At 71.3% G+C, this 21,011-nt stretch carries 18 protein-coding genes; 15 read left to right on the top strand and 3 right to left on the bottom strand.

The window, feature by feature from the left end:
* The 3 genes from OG883_RS34935 to OG883_RS34925 form a co-directional block, all read right to left on the bottom strand.
* Window positions 1–801 carry a 2-amino-3,7-dideoxy-D-threo-hept-6-ulosonate synthase gene (locus OG883_RS34935; RefSeq protein WP_266553087.1) on the bottom strand — a complete coding sequence of 267 codons (801 nt, stop codon included), beginning with the start codon at window positions 799–801 and terminating at the stop codon, window positions 1–3.
* 47 nt (window positions 802–848) lie between these two features.
* Window positions 849–2,096 (bottom strand): aspartate kinase, encoded by a 1,248-nt coding sequence (locus OG883_RS34930; protein WP_266550239.1) that lies wholly within the window; start codon window positions 2,094–2,096, stop codon window positions 849–851.
* 76 nt (window positions 2,097–2,172) lie between these two features.
* Entirely contained in the window at window positions 2,173–3,108 is a 936-nt protein-coding gene (locus OG883_RS34925) for a BTAD domain-containing putative transcriptional regulator (protein WP_266550236.1), read from the bottom strand.
* A 260-nt stretch (window positions 3,109–3,368) separates the two neighbouring features.
* Between OG883_RS34925 and OG883_RS34920 the strand changes: the two genes are divergently transcribed.
* The 15 genes from OG883_RS34920 (at window position 3,369) to OG883_RS34850 (ending at window position 20,997) form a co-directional block, all read left to right on the top strand.
* Window positions 3,369–4,112 carry a YcnI family protein gene (locus OG883_RS34920; RefSeq protein WP_266550235.1) on the top strand — a complete coding sequence of 248 codons (744 nt, stop codon included), beginning with the start codon at window positions 3,369–3,371 and terminating at the stop codon, window positions 4,110–4,112.
* Between the two features lie 8 nt (window positions 4,113–4,120).
* The gene (locus tag OG883_RS34915) at window positions 4,121–5,965 is read left to right on the top strand and encodes a copper resistance protein CopC (protein ID WP_266550233.1); all 1,845 of its coding nucleotides are present in this window, start codon (window positions 4,121–4,123) and stop codon (window positions 5,963–5,965) included.
* Window positions 5,966–6,160: 195 nt separating this feature from the next.
* Entirely contained in the window at window positions 6,161–7,612 is a 1,452-nt protein-coding gene (locus OG883_RS34910; protein ID WP_266550231.1) for a multicopper oxidase family protein, read from the top strand.
* A gap of 204 nt (window positions 7,613–7,816) precedes the next feature.
* On the top strand, window positions 7,817–8,434 hold the full coding sequence (wrbA, locus tag OG883_RS34905; RefSeq protein WP_266550228.1) for an NAD(P)H:quinone oxidoreductase: 618 nt from the start codon (window positions 7,817–7,819) through the stop codon (window positions 8,432–8,434).
* 145 nt (window positions 8,435–8,579) lie between these two features.
* Window positions 8,580–9,305 (top strand): hypothetical protein, encoded by a 726-nt coding sequence (locus tag OG883_RS34900; protein ID WP_323181031.1) that lies wholly within the window; start codon window positions 8,580–8,582, stop codon window positions 9,303–9,305.
* Complete coding sequence (locus tag OG883_RS34895) at window positions 9,292–11,016, top strand: GH3 auxin-responsive promoter family protein (protein ID WP_266550225.1); 1,725 nt, start codon at window positions 9,292–9,294, stop codon at window positions 11,014–11,016. Before OG883_RS34900 ends, OG883_RS34895 begins: the two co-directional genes overlap by 14 nt.
* Window positions 11,013–11,870 (top strand): SAM-dependent methyltransferase, encoded by an 858-nt coding sequence (locus OG883_RS34890; RefSeq protein WP_266550222.1) that lies wholly within the window; start codon window positions 11,013–11,015, stop codon window positions 11,868–11,870. Before OG883_RS34895 ends, OG883_RS34890 begins: the two co-directional genes overlap by 4 nt.
* Before the next feature lies 1 nt (window position 11,871).
* A complete protein-coding gene (locus tag OG883_RS34885) occupies window positions 11,872–13,314 on the top strand; it encodes an NAD(P)/FAD-dependent oxidoreductase (protein ID WP_266550220.1) in 1,443 nt (480 codons plus the stop codon).
* Window positions 13,311–14,462: a hypothetical protein gene (locus OG883_RS34880; RefSeq protein WP_266550217.1), complete on the top strand. Its 1,152-nt coding sequence runs from the start codon at window positions 13,311–13,313 to the stop codon at window positions 14,460–14,462. Before OG883_RS34885 ends, OG883_RS34880 begins: the two co-directional genes overlap by 4 nt.
* On the top strand, window positions 14,459–15,196 hold the full coding sequence (locus OG883_RS34875; protein ID WP_266550214.1) for a DUF6182 family protein: 738 nt from the start codon (window positions 14,459–14,461) through the stop codon (window positions 15,194–15,196). Before OG883_RS34880 ends, OG883_RS34875 begins: the two co-directional genes overlap by 4 nt.
* Complete coding sequence (locus tag OG883_RS34870) at window positions 15,189–15,911, top strand: LysR substrate-binding domain-containing protein (RefSeq protein WP_266550211.1); 723 nt, start codon at window positions 15,189–15,191, stop codon at window positions 15,909–15,911. Before OG883_RS34875 ends, OG883_RS34870 begins: the two co-directional genes overlap by 8 nt.
* A 32-nt stretch (window positions 15,912–15,943) precedes the next feature.
* Entirely contained in the window at window positions 15,944–16,699 is a 756-nt protein-coding gene (locus tag OG883_RS34865) for an alpha/beta fold hydrolase (protein ID WP_266550209.1), read from the top strand.
* Window positions 16,693–17,553, top strand: coding sequence for a class I SAM-dependent methyltransferase (locus tag OG883_RS34860; protein WP_266550206.1), 861 nt, complete (start codon window positions 16,693–16,695; stop codon window positions 17,551–17,553). Before OG883_RS34865 ends, OG883_RS34860 begins: the two co-directional genes overlap by 7 nt.
* Window positions 17,554–17,876: 323 nt before the next feature.
* Window positions 17,877–19,091 carry a transposase gene (locus OG883_RS34855; protein ID WP_266550203.1) on the top strand — a complete coding sequence of 405 codons (1,215 nt, stop codon included), beginning with the start codon at window positions 17,877–17,879 and terminating at the stop codon, window positions 19,089–19,091.
* Between the two features lie 733 nt (window positions 19,092–19,824).
* Entirely contained in the window at window positions 19,825–20,997 is a 1,173-nt protein-coding gene (locus tag OG883_RS34850; protein ID WP_266550200.1) for a 3-deoxy-7-phosphoheptulonate synthase, read from the top strand.
* The last annotated feature ends 14 nt before the right edge of the window (window positions 20,998–21,011 follow it).

The following is a 21,011-nucleotide window of genomic DNA, read 5'->3' as shown; positions in this document are numbered from 1 at the left end:
TCACAGCGCGAGGCTCTCGACGGTGACCAGTTCACGGTGGATCAGTTGGGCGAGCCGCCGGGCCGTCGCCTCGGGGTCGTCGGCCGCGAAGACGTTGCGGCCCATCGCGACGCCTGCGGCTCCGCCGCGCAGCGCATCCTCGACGTAGGCGAGGAGTTCGGACTCGTCGTCCACCCGCGGTCCGCCGACGACCACGACGGGGACCGGGGAGGTACGGGTGATATCGGCCATTTCGTCGACCGAGCCGACATAGAGCGTCTTGACCAGATCGGCGCCCAGGTCGGCGGCGAGCGTGGTGGCGTGCGCGATCAGCCCCGGATCGCGCGGGTTGGTGATCTTGGGGCCGCGCGGGTACATCATCGCCATCAGCGGGACGTTCCAGCGGTCGCAGGCATCGGCGACCGCCGCCATGTCCGCGATCTGCCGCGCCTCCTCGTGCGAGCCGAGGTTGACGTGCACGCTCACCGCGTCGGCGCCCAGCCGTACGGCTTCCTCGACGCTTCCCACCAGGTACTTGGCGTTGGGGTCGGGAGCGTGCACGGTGCTCGCGCTCAGGTGCACGATCAGCGAGGTGTCGGTGAACCATCCGGGCTCGATGTAGCGCAGCGCACCCTTGTGCAGTACCACTGCGTCCACCCCGGCTCTGGCGAGGCTGCCCACCAGGGCGTTGACCCGGCTGCCGCCGGTGACCGGACCGTCGGTGACGGAGTGGTCCAGCGGCACGATCAGCAGCCGCGAGGCGTGGTGCCGGTGGAGCCGGCGGAGCCTGAGTCTGCGGCCGAAGGGATTGTTCAGTTCCATTGCCATGAGATCTCCTGTGTCGGCTTCTCGGCAGGACGGGTGGCGGCTCAGGCGGCGACCGGCGATTCGAGCTCGAACTCCCGGTGCAGGACATCCACCGCCCTGACCGCACAGTCCGCGGGCACGGTCACCGAGATACGCAGCTGCGAGGAGGCGACCGAAGTCGTCCTGACCCCCGCACCGGTGAGCGCCGACAGCATCCGGGCCGCGTACGCGGGCCTGCTGAGCAGCCCCGTACCGACGAGCGAGACCTTGCCCTCGTTCTCGTACAGCTCTGTGGTGCCGTCCCACTGCTTGGTCAGGTGCCCCAGTACTCCGCTGAGTGCGGTCAGATGCGTCCTGCCCACGGTCATACTCACGGTGCAGCCGCCCTCGGGCGCCTCGGTGAAGTTGGCCATGTCCACGGGGACCGCGCCCTCGGCCACCGATCCGAAGATGTCGGCCGCGCGGACCGCCGATGTACCCGGGACCCGCACGACGGCCCGGACCACGTCGAGGCTGTGCACCACCGCGACCACGGTGGATCTTGTCTCCAGCATCGTCTCTCTTCCTTCGTCCACAATGACCGTGCCGTCGCCGTCGCCCGCGGCGTGGAGCACACGGATCTCCACGCCGCCGAGCGCGGCGAGTTCGACGGCACGCGCGTGCAGGACGCGGGCCCCCGCGAACGCCATCTCCTCCATGACGCGCAGGGGGACGCACGGCAGTACCCGGGCCGCGGGGACCACACGCGGATCCGCGGTGTACACACCGTCCACGTCCGTGTAGATCTCGCACCGCTCGGCGCCGAGGACCGACGCCAGCGCGACGGCCGTGGTGTCCGAGCCGCCCCGGCCGAGCGTGACGGGGTCGCCGTTGTCCGCGGTGCCCTGGAACCCGGCCACCACGACCACATGGCCCTCGTCCAGCAGCCGTTCGATGTGCGCGGTGTCGATGGTGGCGACCACTCCGTCCCCGGCCTGGCCGACTGCGCGGATCCCTGCCTGCGCCCCGGACACCGAACTCGCCGGGGCACCCGCCTCCCAGAGCGCCATCGCCAGCAGAGCGGCGGATGCCGTCTCACCGGTGGTGAGCAGTTGGTCCACCTCGCGGGGCGGCGGCAGGGCCCCCGCCTCGGCCGCCAGAGCCAGCAGTTCGTCAGTGGTGTCGCCCCTGGCGGAGACGACCACGACGACCGGAAGGCCGGCGGCCCGGGCCCGTGCCACCCGTCGTGCCACCGCGTGGATCTGATCGAGTGACGCGAGGGAACTGCCGCCGTACTTCTGCACCAGGACGCCGTCCCGCAGTTGACTCACAGCACCGCCTCTCAGCTCGTTCTCCTCGGTACAGAGACTTGGGCAGAGGCCTATCGAACTGATTAAGAGGCTGTTCCTAGTCGCTATTGGTCAGGACCTGGAGCCAGGATGCGGCGAGCTGTTTGAAGACATCACGCTCGGCACGCAACCGGCTGTTCTCGCGCTCCAGTTCACCGAGCCGGTCCGCGGTGGCGTCGGTGCCGGGCGCGGCACCGGGTGTTGGCACCGGGACCGGCTGCGCCACCGAGGGGGTGTGCAGCGGCTCCGAGTCACCGGCGAGGATCGCCGCCTCCAGGGAGCGCAGGCCCTCCCCCGGTTCGAGGCCGAGCTCACCTGCGAACCTGGCCCGTATCGCGCGGAACACCTCCAGGGCGTCCGCCTGCCGCCCCGAGCGGTAGAGCGCGAGCATCAGCTGGGCGCCGAACCTCTCGCGGAAGGGATGCTCGGCGGCATGATCGCGCAGCTCACCGATGATGGTGTGGTGCCGCCCCAGGCTCAGTTCGTGCTCGAGGCACTCCTCCACCGCAGAGAGCCGCTCCTCCTCCGCGAACGCCGCCGCGTTGCGCACCCGCGAACTCTCCAGCCCGGCGGCGACCGGGCCGTGCCACAGCTCCAGCGCCTCACGCAGCAGCGCGACGCTCTCGTCCAGCCGGCCCTCCTTTCCCATGACCCTGCTGCGGGCGACCAGATCCTGGAAGCAGTGCAGGTCCATCGTCTGCGCCGCAACGTGGAGGTGGTAGCCGGACGGTCGGGTCTCGATGACGTCCGCCAACCCGATGGCGGCGAACGCCCGGCGCAGCGACGACACGCAGATGCGTACCTGCGCGGTCGCCGAAGCTGGTGGTCCCTCGCCCCATACGGCGTCGATGATGGAGCTCATACGGACGGTTCGGTTGGCCTCCAGCATGAGTAACGCCAACAGCGTCTGCTGGCGCGGCCCTCCGAGCCGTAAGTGCGCTCCGTGGTGCTCGACCCGTACAGGGCCGAGAATCCGGAAGTTGATGTCCCCCATGGATATCCCCCGTCTCGGCCAAAACGCCTGGTCCCCGCCAGCCTCGCATCGCCGGAGGATGCCCGCCATGCCCGCTTTGATAGTTAGTCAATAGGCGCTCGGGGACCGGCGGCCCTGATCTGACACAGAGCGGAAACGGAAGACGCGCCTCCTGCGCCGGGCTGCCTAGCATCGCGGCTCCTGACCACTTCCGGTGGTGCCGCTCGAGCAGTCGGGCCGGCAATGTCCGCCGGGCGTCCCGTACGGAGTGAGACGAGCACATGCGCACACCCAGGACCTCAACAGCGGGCTCGGCGGGCCGCTGGGCCTCCGTCATCGGTCTGGCCACCACCGCCATCCTGATCGCCGCCGTCCCTGCCGTGGCCCATGTCAGCGTCCAGCCGGGCCAGGCCGAGCAGGGCGGATACAGCGCGGTGGTGTTCCGCGTCCCCAACGAGCGCGACGACGCGGCGACCGTGAAGATCCAGATCGATCTGCCGGCCCAGCACCCGCTGTCCTCCGTGCGCATCAAGGAGGTACCCGGCTGGAAGGCCGAGGTGACCAAGTCCAAGCCGTCCAGGCCTCTTTCCTCGCACGGCAAGCAGGTCACGGAGGCCGTCACGCGGATCGTGTGGTCCGGAGGGCGGATCGCGCCGGGTCAGTACCAGGAGTTCCCGGTCTCCATGGGTGCGCTGCCCGAGGACGCCGAGGCGCTGGTCTTCAAGGCGCTGCAGACATACGAAGGGGGCGAGGTCGTGCGCTGGATCGAGGAGCCCCGGGCCGGGGGCGAGGAGCCGGAACATCCCGCTCCGATACTGCGGCTGGTCAAGGGCGCGGGTGAGGACGGGCACGGTGCCAAGCAGACGGGCGCCCATGCGGCAGATGCCGGGGCCACGCCCGCGCCGACGGCCTCTGCGTCCGACTCCACCGCGCGGGCCGTGGCCTGGATCTCGCTCGCGGTGGGTGTGACCGGCACCGCGCTCGGTGTGTTCGGTCTGCGTCGCGGACGCGCCGCGGGCCGGTGAACACCCCGGTGGCTGCTGACCGTCGCGGCCGGACGCGCCGTGACCGCATCGTCGCGCTGCTCCTCGGGCTCGCCCTGCTGACCGCCGGCCTGCTCGTGGTGGTGGGCAGCGCGTCGCCGGCCAAGGCACACGGACTGCTGGAGTCCTCCTCCCCGGCGACCGGCGCGGTCGAAACAATGGCACCGGCAACCGTGTCGCTGCTCTTCAACGAGGGAGTGGAGCTGCGCCGCGACGCGGTGCTGGTCCTCGACCCCCGGGGCGAACCGGTGCACAGGGGCAAGGCCGAGTTCGCCCGCGGCAGCGACAGACGGGTGGAGATCCCGCTGAAGAGCGGCCTCATGGAGGGCACGTACACGGTTGCCTGGCGGGTGGTCTCGGCCGACTCGCACGCCATCAGCGGTGCCTACACCTTCTCCGTCGGAAAACGGTCACCGACCGCGGTCGACGCCTCGGCGCTGCGGGTGCGCGGGGATCCGGTGGTGCGCTGGGTGTACGACACTCTGCGCGGGGTCGCGTTCGCCGCGTTCGCGCTGCTGACCGGCGCGGGCGCCTTCCTGCTGCTGTGCCGCCCCGAGGGCGGCAGCCGCACCTGGGCGCGCCGGCTGGCGATCGGCGGCTGGAGCGGTGTGCTGCTCTCCGCGATGGGGCTGGTCGCACTGTACGGCCCGTACGGAGAGGGGCTCGAGCTCACATCGGTCTGGGAGCGCGACGTGCTGAGCCGCACCCTCGATTCGAAACTGGGGCGGGCCCTGTCCCTGCGCGTCCTGCTGCTGGCGCCCGCCGCGGCGTTCCTCATGACGCGGCTTCGCCCGGGCGGGCCGCCGGGCCGCTGGATCCGGGCGGGCGGGGCGCTGCTCGTGCTCGGCCTGGCCGCCACCTGGTCGGTGACCGGGCACGCGGGTGCCGGCCGTGAGGAGGCACTGTTCGACGTCCCGGTCGCCGTGCCCATGGACAGCGCGCATCTGGTGGCGATCGCCTTCTGGCTGGGCGGGCTGGCCTGTCTGCTGCCCGCGCTGCGCGCGTGCACGGCCGCAACGGCGGAGCGTTTCTCCCGGCTGGCTCAGTGGTGCGTGGCGGTGATGGTGCTGACCGGTCTGTACGCCTCGTGGCGGCAGCTGGGCAGATGGTCGGACCTGACCGGCACGGCCTACGGCCGACTGCTGCTGATCAAGGCGAGTCTGGTCGCGGTGGTCCTCGCGGTGGCGTTCTTCTCGCGGCGCGCGGCGCGGCGGATGCGGGCCACGGCGGACGCACTTGACGCACCCCGATCGGCCCGGGACCCTGAACCTGCCCGAGACCCCGAACCTGCCGGAGGACCCGACGCACCCGGTGTCACCCGGGTACGGAAGGGACTGCGGCGCTCCGTACTGACGGAGGTCGTCGTATCCGTCGCCGTGGTGGCGGTGACCGCCGCGCTGACCGGGACCGCTCCGGCCCGGGAGGAAGCCCGCAGCCGGCAGGCGGGACCGCAGGACACCGCGATGGGGCACCCCGCCCGTACCGTCTCCCGGGTGCGCCTGCCCTTCGACACGGGCGGGCCGGGCGGACGGGGCGAGGTGTCGGTGGGCCTGTCCCCGGGTGTGGCGGGCCGCAACGAGGTGGGGTTGCTCGTCTTCGGCACCGACGGCCAGCTGAAGGACGTGGCGGAGGCGACGGTGCGGTTCGCCCTGCCCGAGCGGGGGATCGGACGGCTCGACGTACCACTCGTCCACCAGGGCACGGGCCGCTACACGGGGCAGCAGGCCCAGCTGTCCGTGGCCGGGCGGTGGCAGGTGACGGTGACCGTCCGGACGTCCGACATCGACCAGCGGGAAGTGACGGGGCAGATCACCGTCCGTCCAGCCGGAAACTGACATATTCGCCCGAACACACATGCCGGTCGGCCGGCTGACCCTGCATGCTGCTCCTGCGTTCACGCGAGGCCGGTGACTGACCGCTCCGGCCCAGCTGCCCACGGGACTCCCGACCGGCGCACGGTCCCCCCTCCAGTCGCTGGGACGCCTCGTACGCGCGGGGCGTACTCAGCCATGTCCTTCCGGGAAGAAGCCATGATTTCTCGTCGTTCCCTTCTCAGAGCCGGTATCGGCACGGCCGCTGCGGTCGGTGGCGGAGGCCTGGTGGCGCCGCTGCTGACCGCGGGCGTGGCCCGCGCCGCCGATCTCGATCCGGCGACCATCGTCAAGTACGCGGTGCCGATGCCGCTCATACCGGTGCTGAAGCCGTCGATGGTATCCGCCGGCACGTCCTACTACGGCGTGACCATGCAGGAGACCGCGGCGCAGATCCTCCCCGGTGCCAAGACCCGGGTCCTGACGTACGGCGGTTCCTTCCCCGGTCGTACGATCAAGGCGACGACCGGCCGGCACACGGTGGTCAGGCAGGTCAACGCACTGGACTCGCCGACCGCCGTCCATCTGCACGGCGCGCATGTCCCGCCGGAGCACGACGGCTCCCCGATGGACCTCATCGCCCCGGGCGGCCGGCGCAACTACACCTATCCGAACACCCAGTCGCACGCGAATCTGTGGTTCCACGACCACGCGCACCACTACGAGTCCGAGCACGTCTACCGCGGTCTGTCCGCGTTCTACCTGCTCACCGACCGTGCCGAACAGAACCTGCCGCTTCCTTCGGGCGAGTTCGACGTGCCGATCCTGCTGCGCGACGCCCGCTTCGACGCGGACAACCAACTCGTCTACGTCATGGACGACTTCCTGAACCGCAACACCATCCTGGTCAACGGCAAGCCCTGGCCGTACTTCCAGGTGGCCGCGCGCAAGTACCGCTTCCGGGTGCTGAACTCCACCAATCTGCGGTTCCTCACCCTCAAGTTGTCCAACGGAGGCTCGTTCACACAGATCGGCTCCGACGGCGGTCTGCTCGCCACGCCCCACGAGACGAACGAGCTGAAGCTGTCGGCCGGTGAGCGCGCCGACATCGTCATCGACTTCGCCCAGTACCCCGTCGGCACCTCGATCGAGCTCATCAACGAGCAGGGTCCGGGGCCGATGGAGCACGTCGGCAAGGTGATGCGCTTCGACGTCACCCGTACCGCGAAGGACGACAGTTCGGTTCCCGCCACGCTGCGCACTCTGCCCGCTCTCGCAGCCGCCACCGTCAACCGCACCATCGACCTGCGGATGGACGAGGACGGCCGGCCGGAGCCCAAGGCGTACATCAACGAGAAGCTCTACGACCCGAATCGTGTCGACACCGAGATCCGCTACGGCACGACCGAGATCTGGACCGTCCGCAACGTCAACCAGTTCGCTCCGCACAACTTCCATATGCATCTGGTGCAGTTCCGGGTGCTGGAGCGCAACGGCCGGCCGGTCACCAGTGGCCCGGAGAGCGGGCTGAAGGACACCATCACGCTCACCGCCGGAGAGACCGTCAAGCTCCAGGCCACGTTCACCGGTTACCGGGGTGAGTACGTCTACCACTGCCACATGTTCGATCACGGTGCCATGGGCATGATGGCCACCATGAAGATCGTCTGAGGCCGCGGGGCGGGTCTCCTCCCGCCCCGCGCAACGGCCGGCGTCATACGTGACCAAGTCCGTTCCGGCCGTTTGTCGGCCTGTCACCGGTGCGGAAGAGTCAGCCGCGGCCCACACGCCACCGACACCATTCAGGCCATAGACGCCTCGGTGTGCCAGCCCCGGCGGCACACCCGCACATCCAGTCAGAGGGAGCACACGCACGTGACGAACGTCGCCGTCGTTTACTACTCGTCCACGGGTCAGGTCCACCAGCTGGCCCGGGCGGCCGCCGAAGCCGCGGAGAAAGCGGGTGCGGAAGTCCGCCTCCGCCAGGTGGCCGAGCTCGCTCCGGAGGACGCCATAGCGTCGAACCCGGCCTGGGTCGCGCACCGTGACGCCACCCGGGATGTCGCGGTGGCCGCGGTCGAGGACCTGGAGTGGGCGGACGTCGTCCTCTTCGGCAGCCCGACCCGCTTCGGACTGCCGGCCGCCCAGCTCAAGCAGTTCATCGACACCACCGGCGGGCTCTGGGCACAGGGCAAGCTGGTGAACAAGGTCGTCTCCTCGTTCGTCTCCACGTCGACCGTGCACGGCGGTCAGGAGTCGACCATCCTCGCGCTGAACAACACGTTCTACCACTGGGGCTCGATCATCGTTCCTCCGGGCTACGCGGACCAGGTGCAGTTCGCCGCCAGCAACGGCAACCCCTATGGCGCCAGCAGTGTTTCCGCCAACGGCACCCAGGAAGCCACCTCGGACAACCTGGCCTCGGTCGCCTTCCAGGCCACCCGCTGCGTGGAGATCGCCTCGGCTCTCCAGCGCGGTCTCGCCACGGCCTGATCCGTACCGGCCCGGGCGGCGCCGGCCGGTGCGACACGGCGGACCACCGCGTCGTGTCCGGCCGGGAGCCCCGGCCACGCCGCTCGCCGAGCCGCCCGGTCCTCGCCTGTCTCCATCACGCCCGGCCCCAGGGGAGTGCACCGCCATGGCCCTCAGCAACGACCACGCCACGCGCCGCCGCGGCCCGCTGCCGGAGGAAACCGGCCCGCTGCCGCAGGACCGGGCGCCGGGCACCGCCGGTCCCGCCTTCTGCGTCCTGCTGGGTCCCGACTACGCGGGCAAGTCATCGGCACTGGCACATCTGCGGCGCTCGTCGGCCCCCTGGCGGCTGCTCTCGGCCGACGACGCCTTCCTCGCCCCTGAGCACGCCCTCATCGGCAGACTGCGCCGGGACGTCGTCAGGGATGTCGCGGTGGCCGGGGAGGACACCTGGTCGCCGGATTTCTTCGCCACCATGCTCCAGACAGCCGTTCTCCATCTGCGCGACCGGCTGTTGCACGACGACCCGGGCCGCCCGGCCGTCGTCGACTCGTACTACTACAAGCTGCTGGCCAAGTGCCGGCTGGCGGGTGCGGAGGACAACCCGATGGTCACCTGGTGGCGGTCCTTCCCCCGGCCGCGCCGAGTGATCTATCTCGATGTGACACCCGGGAGTGCCTGGGCCCGCTCGCATCAGGGCGCGGACCTCAACTGCCTCGAGTACTACGGCGCCCGGCCGGAGCGCGAGGAGTTCGAGCGTTATCAGAACGATCTGGCCAAGACCATGCGGGACGAGATCCGTGGACTGCCGGTGACCGTGATCGGCGAACAGGACGGGCCCGCACGGACCGCTGAGGCGATACGGAGAGTGCTCACCCATGAGCTCGGCTGAATCCAGTACGGACACCGGTGGACTGCGCCGCTACCGCGAGCGCGTCTTCGGCGAGCGGCGGCGGCTGCGGGCCGCCTTCGCCGACGCGGCAGGCCACCAGCGCCGCGTCCTGGAGGACCTGCTGGAGTTCAACGCCGGTACGCAGTACGGCCTGAAACACGGGTTCGGCCGTGTGCGCACCCTGGAGGACTACCGCAGGGCGGTACCGGTGCAGAGCTACGGGGACCTGGCGCCGTGGATCGAGCGTGCCGCGGCCGGGGAGACGAACGTGCTCACCGCGGACCGGCCGGCACTGTTCTTCACCAGCAGCGGCAGCACCGGAGCGCACAAGAAGATCCCGGTCACTCCCCGTTTCATGCAGACGACCTTCTTCCCCTTCTACTTCGCCGCCTGGGCACCGCTCATCGAGCACTTCCCCGATGTGCTCGAGAACCCGGACGCGGTCCTCAATCTCAAGCACGACCCGCTGGCCGCGCCGCCCACCACCGCATCCGGCCGCCCCCATGTCGGCGCCAGCCAGGTCGATTTCGGGGCGAAGTTCGGTGAGCCGCTGTCCGCCGAACCGGGCACGGGTGCCCGGTGGGGGACACTGCCGGTCCCGGTGGAGGCGGGCGAGCACCTGGAGAAGATGTATCTGCGGCTGCGCCTCGCGGTGGAGAGCGACGTCCGCTGTGTGATCGGTATCAATCCGGCGATGGTCGCGGCGGTCCCGTACCAGCTGAACCTGTGGTGGAGCCGGATCGTCAAGGAGGTCCGCGACGGCACCCTAAACGGGCAGCCGCACACCACCCCCAATCCGCGGCGTGCGGCCGAGCTGGAGCGGTACGCCGAACGCCATGGCACCGTACGGCCGGCGCACATCTGGCCCCACATGCGCGCACTGTTCTGCTGGACGACCGGGGTCGCCTCGCTCTATCTGCCGCGGCTGCGCGAGGAGTACGGGGCCGGCGTGACGCTGCTTCCCGCACCCGTGGCCGCCTCGGAGGGACCAGTCGGCGTGGCCCTGGACCGGCATCCGTCCGCCGGAAGCCTGGTGGTCACCGCCTCCCTGTACGAGTTCGCCGACGCCGATGGGGATCTCGGCCCGGACACCCCGACCCTGTTGCAGCACGAACTCGAACCGGACCGCGACTACCACGTGATCTTCAGCCATGTCGGGGGCCTGTACCGCTACGCGGTCGGTGATGTCGTACGCGTCGTCGACCGCGCGGAGGGCGTGCCCCGGCTCGAGTACACCGGCCGCAGCACCCGCTCCGACCACGCCGGGGAGCGGCTGCGCGACGCACAGGTGATCAGGGCGCTGCGCTCGGCGCTCGGCGCCACGGGGCTGGAGGTGACCAACGCCGCCTGCCGGGTGGCACCCCCCGGACGGCGTGCCGCGGCATACGAGTTCGCGGTGGCACCCCGTATCCCGTGGAGCGAGGACGAGGCCCTGCGCTTCACCGCGCTGCTCGACGAGGCCATCGGCCAGGAGTCGCCCGGCTACCGCACAGCCCGCGCCGACAACCGACTCGGGGCCCTGTCGCTGCTGCGTCTTGACCCGGCGGCGTTCCTGCACGACTGGCAGGAATCGGTCGGCGGCGGCATCCGGCCCACTCAGGTCAAGGACCGGCTCTTCAGGCAGGACGCCGGGCAGTGGGAACGGCTGACCGGCACTCAGGCCGGCACTGCGACCGGCACCGACGAACGCATGGAGGGATGTAAGGCATGACTGCTGCACTGGACGCCGTCGAGCGGACCGCGCTGCTCACTGCGGCTCTGCGAGCCGCCGAGACCCTGCGCGAGGACCGGCTCTACGAGGACCCGTATGCCGCGGTGCTGGCCGGTGAGATCGGCCCCGCGCTGCTCGCCGAGATACGCAACGCGACCTTCCCGGCCGGCCGCGAGCGCTCCGTGCCCAGCACCCCCGACTACAACGCGATCCGCACGCGGTTCTTCGACGACTACCTTCAGCGGGCCGCCGAGGATCCGGCCACCACCCAGATCGTGCTGGCCCCCGCCGGCATGGACTCGCGTGCCCACCGCCTCACGTGGCCGGACCGTGTCCGCTGGTTCGAGATCGACCGGCCGGCCGTGCTGGCGTACAAGGAGGAGCGGCTCGGCGGGGCCGCGCCCGGCGTGGACCACCGCAAGGTCGCCGTCGACCTCACCTCGCCCGACTGGGAACAGAGCCTCCGAGCGGCCGGATACGACCCCACGCTCCCGTCGACCTGGCTGCTCGAAGGGCTGCTCTACTACATCCCCGAGGCGGACGCGCACCGTATCCTCCAGCGGGTCGCCGCGATCTCGGCGCCCGGCAGCCGTATCGCGGCCGACATCGTCAACTCCGCGGCACTGACCCTGCCTCATATGCGCGCTCTGCTGGATGTGTTCGCGGACTGGGGTTGTCCCTGGCTCTTCGGCACCGACGAGCCCGAGGCCCTCTTCGAGAGCTGCGGATACACGGCGCAGGCGCTCCAGCCCGGCGAAGAGGGCGCCGGCTTCGGCCGCTGGCCCGACCCGGTGCCGCCGCGCACGGAGCGCGATGTCCGGCGGGTGTTCTTCGTCCACGGCAGGCGGCGCTGACGTGCCCACCGCGGTCATCGTCGGTGGCAGTGTCGCCGGTCTCGCCTCCGCCCTCGCGCTGTCCGGAATCGGCTACCGCGTCCTGGTCCTCGAGCGCGCGGCGCCCCCGCCCCAGTGGTCCGTAGCGGAGGCGGCCGGACGCTGGCGGCGCCCCACGGTCCCTCAGGGCATCCACTCCCACACACTCACCTCGCTCGGCGTACGCGTGCTGCGGGAGCGGGCACCTCAGGTGCTGGCCGGGGCCCGGGCGGCGGGGGCGCCGACGCTGGATCTCACCGGCACCGTGCCGGCGGGAGCCACGGACGGCGCGCGGGAGCCCGGCGACGAGGAACTGGTCGCGCTCGGCTGCCGCCGCTCCAGCCTGGAGCTCATCCTCTACCGGGCGGTGTGCGCGCTTCCCGGTGTCACCGTCCGGCACGACTCGGCGGTGGGCGGCCTGGAACTCGACCCCGGGCAACACCGGGTACGCGCCGTCGTCACCGCGGCCGGCACGCGGGTGCCCGCCGATGTCGTCGTGGACGCCACCGGACGCCAGGCACTGTCCCGTACCTGGCTGCGTATCGCCGGAGTCCCGGTCGCCGACGACAGGACGAGCCCGTCGGGGCTGAGCGGCTACACCCGCTTCTACCGCCTGATCGCGGCCGAACTGCCCGGGCCGCTCGGCCGCGGGAACGCCGCGGGCGACATATGGGACCACTACGCCGGAGTGCTGCACCCCGGCGACAACGACACCTTCTCCATCGCCCTGGCCACGCTGCCCGGCGACCGGTCGATGGCGGGGCTGCGGTCCCGGGCCGGTTTCACCGCGGTGGCACGTGCCACTCCGGGTCTTGGCCCCTGGCTGGAGGACGGAGTGAGCGAGCCGATCTCCCCGGTCCACGCCATCACCAGCCCTCCCAACACCCTGCGTGGCACGGCCACTTCGCACCAGCGTCCGGTCGCGGGGCTTTTCCCCGTCGGTGACGCGGCCTGTGTCACCAACCCGCTCTTCGGGCGCGGGATGTCGCTCGCACTCGACCACGCCTTCCGCCTCGCCGATGTGCTGGCCGTGCACCAGGACATCGACACCACCCAGCGCCGGGCCGTCGCCCGTATGACGCAGGAGCTGTTCCTGCCCTGGTACGAGCAGTCCACCGCGGCCGACCGTGTCCGTGTCGCCCGCTGGCGGGCCGCCGTCAACGGCACTCCCCTGCCGCCGGTGCCGGACGCCGGCTCCGGCCTGCCCACTGCCGAGGAGGTGGCTTCGGCGGCCCGCGTCGACGGTGTCGTATGGCGGGGACTCACCCGCATGCTGATGACCCTGGCCACACCGGCGGAGGTGTTCGGCGACGACAAGTTCGTGGCACGGGTGAGGCAGGCCGGCGGTCCGGCGGCGCGGCGTGAGGGCCCCACGCGCGGCCATCTGCTGCGCCTGCTCGCCGAAGCGCAGGGGGCTGTTGTATGACCGCCGTGACCACGGCGCCCGAGCCGTACGCTCTACCCACCGACCGCCGCCGTGTCCTGCTGGCGCCGATCACGGTGACGCCGTCCAAGCCGCTCACGCCGAGTCATCTCAAAGGACTGCTGTGGACGGATGTGATGTACCGGGCCACGTGTCACCTCGCCGACGTCACCTACCGCTACAGCCACACCACCTACCATCCGACGGAACAGACCCTGGGTTTCTGGGAGTTCGCCGACCGCACTCGCGGTGACAGCGACTACAGCGGTCTGACCGAGGACGAGATCGGCGAGCTGTACGTGGACTTCCGTGCCGCGGCGCAGCCCGCGCCCGCCCAGGCGCTGCGCCCGTACGCGGAGGCCGCCGAGGCGGGCTGGGTCCATCCCGCGAGCGCCAGGGTGCTGGAGCTGTGGGCCGGGCACTATGCGGGCCTGGGGCTGCACGATCCGGGTCTGCTCGTCCACCAGCCGCCGGGGCTCGGCCTCGAGGACACCCTGGCCTGGCTCGACACGCTGGGCATGTGCCTGGACCAGCGGCAGGTCGGCGGGCCGGTGTATCTCGATCTGACGCGGTACGGGCTGCCACTGCGGCAGCTGGTCACCGCCGACGGCCGCCCCAACTACCTGGCCTGCGCACTGCGGGAACTCCTCGCGCTCGCCCCCGGCTTCGACGAGGTCGTCCTGCTGTACGACAGTGAGCTGGACCCGGACTACCAGTTGCTCGCCCGGGTGCTCAACGCGCTCGGCCCGGATGTCCGGCGTGTGCCCGTCGGCCGGGTGCCCATCGACGGCCGTATCCGCTCCGCCCGGCACGGCGGCTGGCAGGACCACCAGGCCAGGACGCTGTTGGCCGCGGCCCAGGCGCAGCACGACGAGCCAGTGGTGCACCTCGGCGTACGGCTGTACTTCATCGCCGTGCTGGGCCCCGGGCAGCAGCAGTCGTTCCGTGCCGATCTGCTGCACCAGTGCTTCCGGCGCGCCGAACGGCTTCTGGCCGCCGCCGGGCAGGAGCCGCCGGCCGCGCTGGCCGAGCGGCTGGCGCGACACCGCAAGGACCATCTGTACGTCGACCCCTACCGGCTGACGTCGCATCTGCTGGGCAAGCGACGCGCCCCTGCCTCGCTCGACCTGCTCACGGCGGTGTTCCTGTGACGCCCGCCCAGACAGAACTGTGCGCGGCGGCAGCGCGGCGGATCGCGTCGGTCCGCCCCGATCTGGCCGGGCGCCATGACCTCACGTCCCTGCCGGGCCTGATGGCGGCTCGGGCCGATATCGCCGCGCAGGGCGACGACGGGGGAGTCACGGCCACCGTGGTCGTCCGGCACCTCGATCTCGCGGAGTGGATCCGGGCCTCCTGTGCGTTCGCCTTCGGGCTCGACGCGTCGACGGCGGCCGCGTGGCGCCGGTCGTTCACCCGTACCGTCTTTCTCGCGGGAAACCCCGCCCACCTGCGCGAACGGTTCTCCTTCGCGCACGTCGCCGAGGATCTCTCCGTCGCCTGGACCGCGCCGGCCCCTGCCGCGCAGTCGGCCTCCCTGGGCAGACTGCTCAAGCTGTTCGACGGCCCCGCCGCGCTGCCGGCTCGCGCGGACAGCCTGATAGAGCTCCCCGCGAGCCGCGGCGTGCGCAGTCGGCCGAGCGTCCATCGCGAGCTGTTTGTGGCCGTCGCCGGATGCACCGTCTCCGACGCTCTGGTCCACCTCAACCACGTCCTGGCCGAAGCCGTGCTGGACGGACTGATCGCCCCCGGTGACCGGCTGACGCTCCGGCAGGTGCCCCGGCTGGTCGGGGTGCCCGCACGGCTCGTGTCCCTGCGCGTCGTCACCGAAAGCCCCGGCCGGCTGAAGGCCGCCGCCGGACTGTCCGAGGAGGCTCTCCTTGTCTGAACCGACCCGACCCGATCCGACCGCCCCACCCGGCCCGACGGAGCCCGGCCCGACCGCGCCGGACCCGACCGCGCCCACCGCTGCCACCGCTGCCACCGCTGCCACCGGGCGAGGCGTACGGCTCGGCTACCACGGTTCCGCCGAAGTGGCCTCCCGCGTCATCAGGACCGCCGGATGGGACGAGTCGGCGGTACGACTGAGCCAGTACGACATCGCCGACCCGTTCGCGGAGCTGCGCCGGGGCACGCTGGACGTGATGATCGTCAAGTTCGGGCTGAGGGAGCCGGATCTCGTCACCAGCCGGGTGCTGACGTACGACGCCCGTGCCGCGGTCGTGGGCGCCGACCACCCCGTCGCCGCCCACGGCTCGGTCTCCGTCGAGGATCTCGCCGACTACGACGCCTTCGACTGTCCCGGCAAGCTCCCCGGCTATGTGTGGGACGAGGTCGTTCCGCGGCACACCCCCGCCGGGCGCCCCATCCACCGCAGGCACCAGGTCACCGACGTGCCCACGATGATGCGTCTGGTGGCCGGGGCGGGCGCGGTGCACATCTCGCTCGTCTCGCTCGCGGACATCGCGCCGCCCGCCGTTCGTATCGTCCCGATCGACGACCTGCCGGCCGCCCCGGTGACCCTGGCCTGGTGCCGCGGCCGTGAACTGCCCGCCCCTGTGCACGACTTCATCACCGCGGCCGAGGCGGGGGCGAGCCGATGACCGCGCACCGGGGTCCAAAGGACCGGGCCGGGATGCCCGTGGTGCTGCTGCACGCCCTCTCGCTCCACTCGTCGATGTGGCAGGCGCAGCAGCGTGCCCTGAGTGAACGCGGCCACCCCGTGGTCGCCTTCGACCAGCGCGGCTTCGGTTCGGCGCCGCTCGGTGACGCCCGGCCCTCGCTCGATGTGGTGGCCGACGACCTGGCGCGCGTGCTCGACGCGCGGGGTATCGGCCGGGCCGTGCTCGCCGGATCGTCCATGGGCGGCTACGTCGTCATGGCCTTCCTGCGCAGGCACCCCGACCGGGCCGCCGCGGTGGCACTGCTGTCGGCCCGCGCCACCGCCGACACCCCCGAGGTGCGTGAGCAGCGGCTGCGGTTCGCCGAGGCGGTCATGGCCGACGGGGTGCGGGACGCAATGCTCTCGCAGGTCACGCCCCGGCTCCTCGGTGCGACCACGCGCGGCGCCCGGCCCGACGTCCTGGCGCGGGTGCTCGAAGATGCCAGGGCTGCGGACCCGGCCGCCCTGGCCTGGGCGCAGCGGGCCATCGCCGCGCGACCGGACGACACCGACACCCTGCGCGCCACCCGGGTGCCCGCCGTGGTCATCGCCGGGGACGAGGACGAACTCGTCTCTGCCGAGGAATCCCGGCACAGCGTGAACGCGCTGCCCCAGGGGGAGTTGGTCACCGTCGAAGGCGCCGGTCATCTGCAGCCGCTGGAAGCCCCCGGCGCTGTCACCGCGGCGCTGTGCGCGCTCCTGGACAGGATCGAGGTCCCCGCTTGCTGACCGACGACCACGAGGCCTGGGGTTACACCTCGTCGACCGGGCTGGGTTTCACTCACCACACCATCGTCGACTCGCACTTCAGGGCATGCGAGAAGCCCTATCTGCACCTCCTCGAACAGGCCGGTGTCGAGCGCGGGCAGCATGTTCTGGACGCCGGCTGCGGCGCCGGCGACTTCATTCCCCGTCTGGCCGCACTCGTCGGCCCGACGGGCCGCGTCACAGCTGTCGATCTCGCCGAGGAGAACGCGGCGCTCGCCGCTCGGCGCGTCCAGGAGCAGCAGCCCGTCTGCCCGGTGGACGTCCAGCAGGGGACCGTGCTCGCTCTCCCCCACCCGGACGACTCCTTTGACACCGTCTGGTGTTCCAACACCGTGCAGTATCTCGACGACTGCGAACTCGATGCCGCACTCGCGGAGATGATGCGGGTCACCCGGCCCGGCGGTACGGTCGCCGTCAAGGACCTCGACGCCCATCTCATCACCGCCCGGCCCGGGGACCCGTACCTGTTCACGGATTTCTTCCGCGCCGCGGGATCCGCGCCGGGCTACGCCCGCCAGCTGCTGCGCTCCCGTGAGCTGTACCGCCGGATGAAGCGGGCGGGGTTCACCGGCGTACGGCAGCAGACACTCCTGATCGAGCACCACGCCCCGCTGTCCCCGGCCGCGCAGGAGTTCTACAAGTCCGCGTGCGCCCAGCTGGCCGGGCAGGCGCTGCAGTTGGGCCTGAGCGCGCAGTGGCAGCGCTATCTGGACCCCGGCAGCTCCGCGCATCCTCTCGACGACCCCGACGGATACATCAGCGAGGGCAATGTCCTGGCGGTCGGGTCGGTGCCGCACACGGGCGTACGGCAATGAGCCGTGCCCGGAAGCCGGCCGGACCGCACCTCTTCGCCTGAGCACCGTCCCTCCGGCAACCACCGTGCTCTTTCGGCCACCGTTCGCCGCCGTGTGCCGGTGGGCGCGGGCTGCATCCGCGCCCGCCTGCCCGGGGCGGCGGCGCGGCGTGCGGGGGTGGTGGGCCGACGACCATGTCTGCGTCGATCATGGTGGCTGGTGCACCTCGTGTGGCGACCGCTCCCCCGGCGACGGTGAACAGGCAGCCGACTTGGGCTGCCTGATCGTGAGCGAGGGTAGCGGTGAAGGGACCTGATCTGTCATCTGTGCCGGTGGACCCCGACATGGGGCTTCCGGGAATCCGGCGCCGTCCGGAACGCTCCGTCCCGCATCCGCCGGTGGGCGACGACATCGTCGGCGAGCTGTGCTCGCTGATGTTCGCCTCGTTGCCCAGGAAGGACCAGCGGCTCCGGGGCGAGCAGTACGTCCGCGGGCTGCTGACCGCCCAGGGCCGTAAGTCGGTCCGCAATATCGCCGCGCAGTCCGGCGGCGGGTCGGTGGTGCAGAGCCTGCATCACTTCGTCTCCAGCTCCACGTGGGACTGGCTGCCGATGCGGGCGGCGCTCGCCTCCCACGTGGAGCAGACCGCCCCGCCGATGGTGTGGGTGGTGCAGGCACTGGCGATACCCAAGTCGGGTGAGCATTCGGTGGGTGTGGGGCGGCGGTTCGTGCCGCAGCTGGGCCAGGTGATGCGCGGACAGCACGCGCTCGGTGTGTGGTTCGCCGCGCCGCAGATGAGTTTTCCGGTCAACTGGCGGCTGCTGCTGCCCGAGCAGTGGACACGCGACGCGGAGCTGCGGCGCCGTGCCGAGGTGCCGGAGAGCGCGTCGGCCGAGTCGGTGGAGGACGGCGCCGTGGCCGCGGTGCTGGAGACCCTGCGGTACGGGGGAGTCAAGCGGCGGCCCGTGGTGCTGGACATCCCCGGAACCTGGGCGAACTCGGTGGTGCTGCGCCACTTCGCGAGATGCGGGCTTCCGGTCGTGGCACGCACCGGGCCGGGCACCCGGCTGCTGGTGGCCGATCCGGCGATGCCCGGGTACGGCGCCGGGCCGCTGTCCGCCGAGAAGATCCTGATGTCGGTGCGGGGACTGCGCCGGGCCGTGGAGTGGGAGGACCCGGCGAGCGGTGCGAGCCGGACCTCGTCGGCCGCCATGATCCGGGTCACGCCGGCCGACGGCACGGCGACGGCCACGCAGCGGCCGCTGTATCTGCTCGGCGACTGGGAGGACCAGTGGCGGCCCCCGGCCAAGCTGTGGCTGACCGATGTCGCCGCGCCCGTCGGTGGCCTGCTGCGGCTGACCAGGGTGACGCACCGGGTCTCGCGGGACCTCGCCGTGGTGGGTGACCGGGTGGGGCTGAGGGACTTCGAGGGGCGCTCGTTCCGCGGCTGGCATCGTCACACCACGCTGGCATCGGTGGCGCATACGGCGTCCCTGCTGGCGGGCATCGCGGACGAGTCCGCCTCGTACACCGGCCGGCAGGGCCGGCTGTCCGCCTGACGGCCGGGGTGAGCCGGCCACCGGCGGACACGCGGACGGTGTCCGCGGAGCACCTGCCCCGGGCCGGGCGCGCCGGGGCGTCACCGGCCCCGCGAAGCTCTGCCCCGGTTCCCCGGGCGACTTGACGCACTGCGGTCGGGGCAGTGGCCGTTTCCCCGGGAAATCTGCATTCTTTCATTCATCCTGCGAGCCTCGGCGGATGCATTCGCGTTCATTTTCCGATTCGCCCGATCCATCTCGTCGGCCCATGCGTTCGCGATGCACAGCATTCCGATCGACGGCATCGATCCCGCGCTCTTCGGCCTCCTCCACAGCACCCTTGAGCTGCGACGAAGCCGAAGCGCGACGATGCGATATCCCCGCACATCCTCCCGAGGCCCATGCCCTGTCCCGCCACTTCTTCCCCACTTGACGAATTAGAACCCACGCCATTGCACCGGGACTTCCTCCGCGTCGATAGTCGCATTCGCACGATCGCGAATCCCAAGCGAATCACCACGAAGAGGAGCGCTCGTCATGCGCGGCCCGGTCCAGCCGGGCGCGTCACGAACGTGACCGGCGCATCGAGGTGCACTGCGACAGCCGTGACCCGGCCCCATCACTCCGACGGGGGCACCGACACTCCATCCCCCGTATGCCGGTCGTCCCCGTCGGACACCCCGCTCCCCCACGTGTCTTCCGAGAACCAGCCGTCCGCCAGCCTTGTTCCGTACGCCCTGCCTAGGGGTTTTTCATGATCGACACAGTTTCCCGTCTCCGTACGCTTCCTGCCTCGCAACAGCCCGGATGGGGCGACGACCCGAGCCTCGACGACGTCCGGCTCGACCTGAGCCGGATGCCGACTCTGGTCGACGTCGACGCCGTACGCCGGCTGCGCGCCCTGCTCATGGAGGCCGCGGCGGGCCATCTGCAGGTCCTCCAGACCGGCGACTGCGCGGAGGATCCCGCCGAGTCCACCCCGGACGATGTCACCCGCAAGGTCGCCCTTCTCGATGTGCTCGCCGGGACCATGAAGCTCGCGTCGGCCAAGCCCGTGCTGCGGGTGGGCCGGATCGCCGGACAGTACGGCAAGCCCCGCTCCTCCCCCACCGAGACCGTGGGCGGCACCGAACTGCCCGTCTACCGCGGTCATATGGTCAACCGGCCGGAGCCGGACCCGGAGCTGCGCCGCCCCGACCCGCGCCACCTGCTCACGGGCTACCGGGCCGCCAGCGACACCATGCACTTCCTCGGCTGGCGCGGCGCGTCCCTGCGCCCCGAGCTCGAGGTCCCCGTCTGGACCAGCCACGAGGCGCTCCTGCTGGACTACGAACTCCCCCTGCTGCGCCGCGAACCGGACGGCTCGCTGCTGCTGACCTCGACCCACTGGCCCTGGGTCGGCGAGCGCACCCGTCAGCTGGACGGCGCACACATCGCGCTGCTCGCCGCGATCTCCAACCCCGTCGCCGTCAAGGTCGGTCCGACCATGACGCCCGACGAACTGCTGGCCCTGTGCGAGCGTCTGGACCCCCAGCGCAGCCCCGGCCGCCTCACTCTGATCGCCCGCATGGGCGTGCAGAACGCGGCCGCCAAACTGCCCGCGCTGGTCAAGGCTGCCGCGGCCGGCGGGCACCCGGTCCTGTGGCTGTCCGACCCGATGCACGGCAATACGGTCACCGGCCCGGACGGTCTGAAGACCCGTTACGTCGAGACCGTCGTCCGCGAGGTCGAGGACTTCCAGTGCGCGGTCGCCGGGAACGGCGGCAACGCCGCCGGGCTCCATCTGGAGACCACCCCCGAGGCCGTCACCGAGTGCGTCCGCGACGCGGCGGGCCTGGACCGCCTCGGTGACAAGTACCTCAGCTTCTGCGATCCCCGTCTGAACCCGCAGCAGGCCATCGACGTCGTCTCGGCGTGGCGCGGCTGACGGACGCCCCTTCC

Source organism: Streptomyces sp. NBC_01142 (assembly GCF_026341125.1).
In the GTDB taxonomy this organism is placed as follows: Bacteria; Actinomycetota; Actinomycetes; order Streptomycetales; family Streptomycetaceae; genus Streptomyces.
This window is presented reverse-complemented; position numbering and strand designations above follow the sequence as displayed.

Coding starts and splice junctions, on each gene's coding strand:
- OG883_RS34900 (WP_323181031.1), top strand. CDS start 8,580: ATGGCCCTCAGCAACGACCACGCCACGCGCCGCCGCGGCCCGCTGCCG.
- OG883_RS34925 (WP_266550236.1), bottom strand. CDS start 3,108: ATGGGGGACATCAACTTCCGGATTCTCGGCCCTGTACGGGTCGAGCAC.
- OG883_RS34890 (WP_266550222.1), top strand. CDS start 11,013: ATGACTGCTGCACTGGACGCCGTCGAGCGGACCGCGCTGCTCACTGCG.
- OG883_RS34880 (WP_266550217.1), top strand. CDS start 13,311: ATGACCGCCGTGACCACGGCGCCCGAGCCGTACGCTCTACCCACCGAC.
- OG883_RS34865 (WP_266550209.1), top strand. CDS start 15,944: ATGCCCGTGGTGCTGCTGCACGCCCTCTCGCTCCACTCGTCGATGTGG.
- OG883_RS34850 (WP_266550200.1), top strand. CDS start 19,825: ATGATCGACACAGTTTCCCGTCTCCGTACGCTTCCTGCCTCGCAACAG.
- OG883_RS34910 (WP_266550231.1), top strand. CDS start 6,161: ATGATTTCTCGTCGTTCCCTTCTCAGAGCCGGTATCGGCACGGCCGCT.
- OG883_RS34920 (WP_266550235.1), top strand. CDS start 3,369: ATGCGCACACCCAGGACCTCAACAGCGGGCTCGGCGGGCCGCTGGGCC.
- OG883_RS34895 (WP_266550225.1), top strand. CDS start 9,292: ATGAGCTCGGCTGAATCCAGTACGGACACCGGTGGACTGCGCCGCTAC.
- OG883_RS34855 (WP_266550203.1), top strand. CDS start 17,877: ATGGGGCTTCCGGGAATCCGGCGCCGTCCGGAACGCTCCGTCCCGCAT.
- OG883_RS34935 (WP_266553087.1), bottom strand. CDS start 801: ATGGAACTGAACAATCCCTTCGGCCGCAGACTCAGGCTCCGCCGGCTC.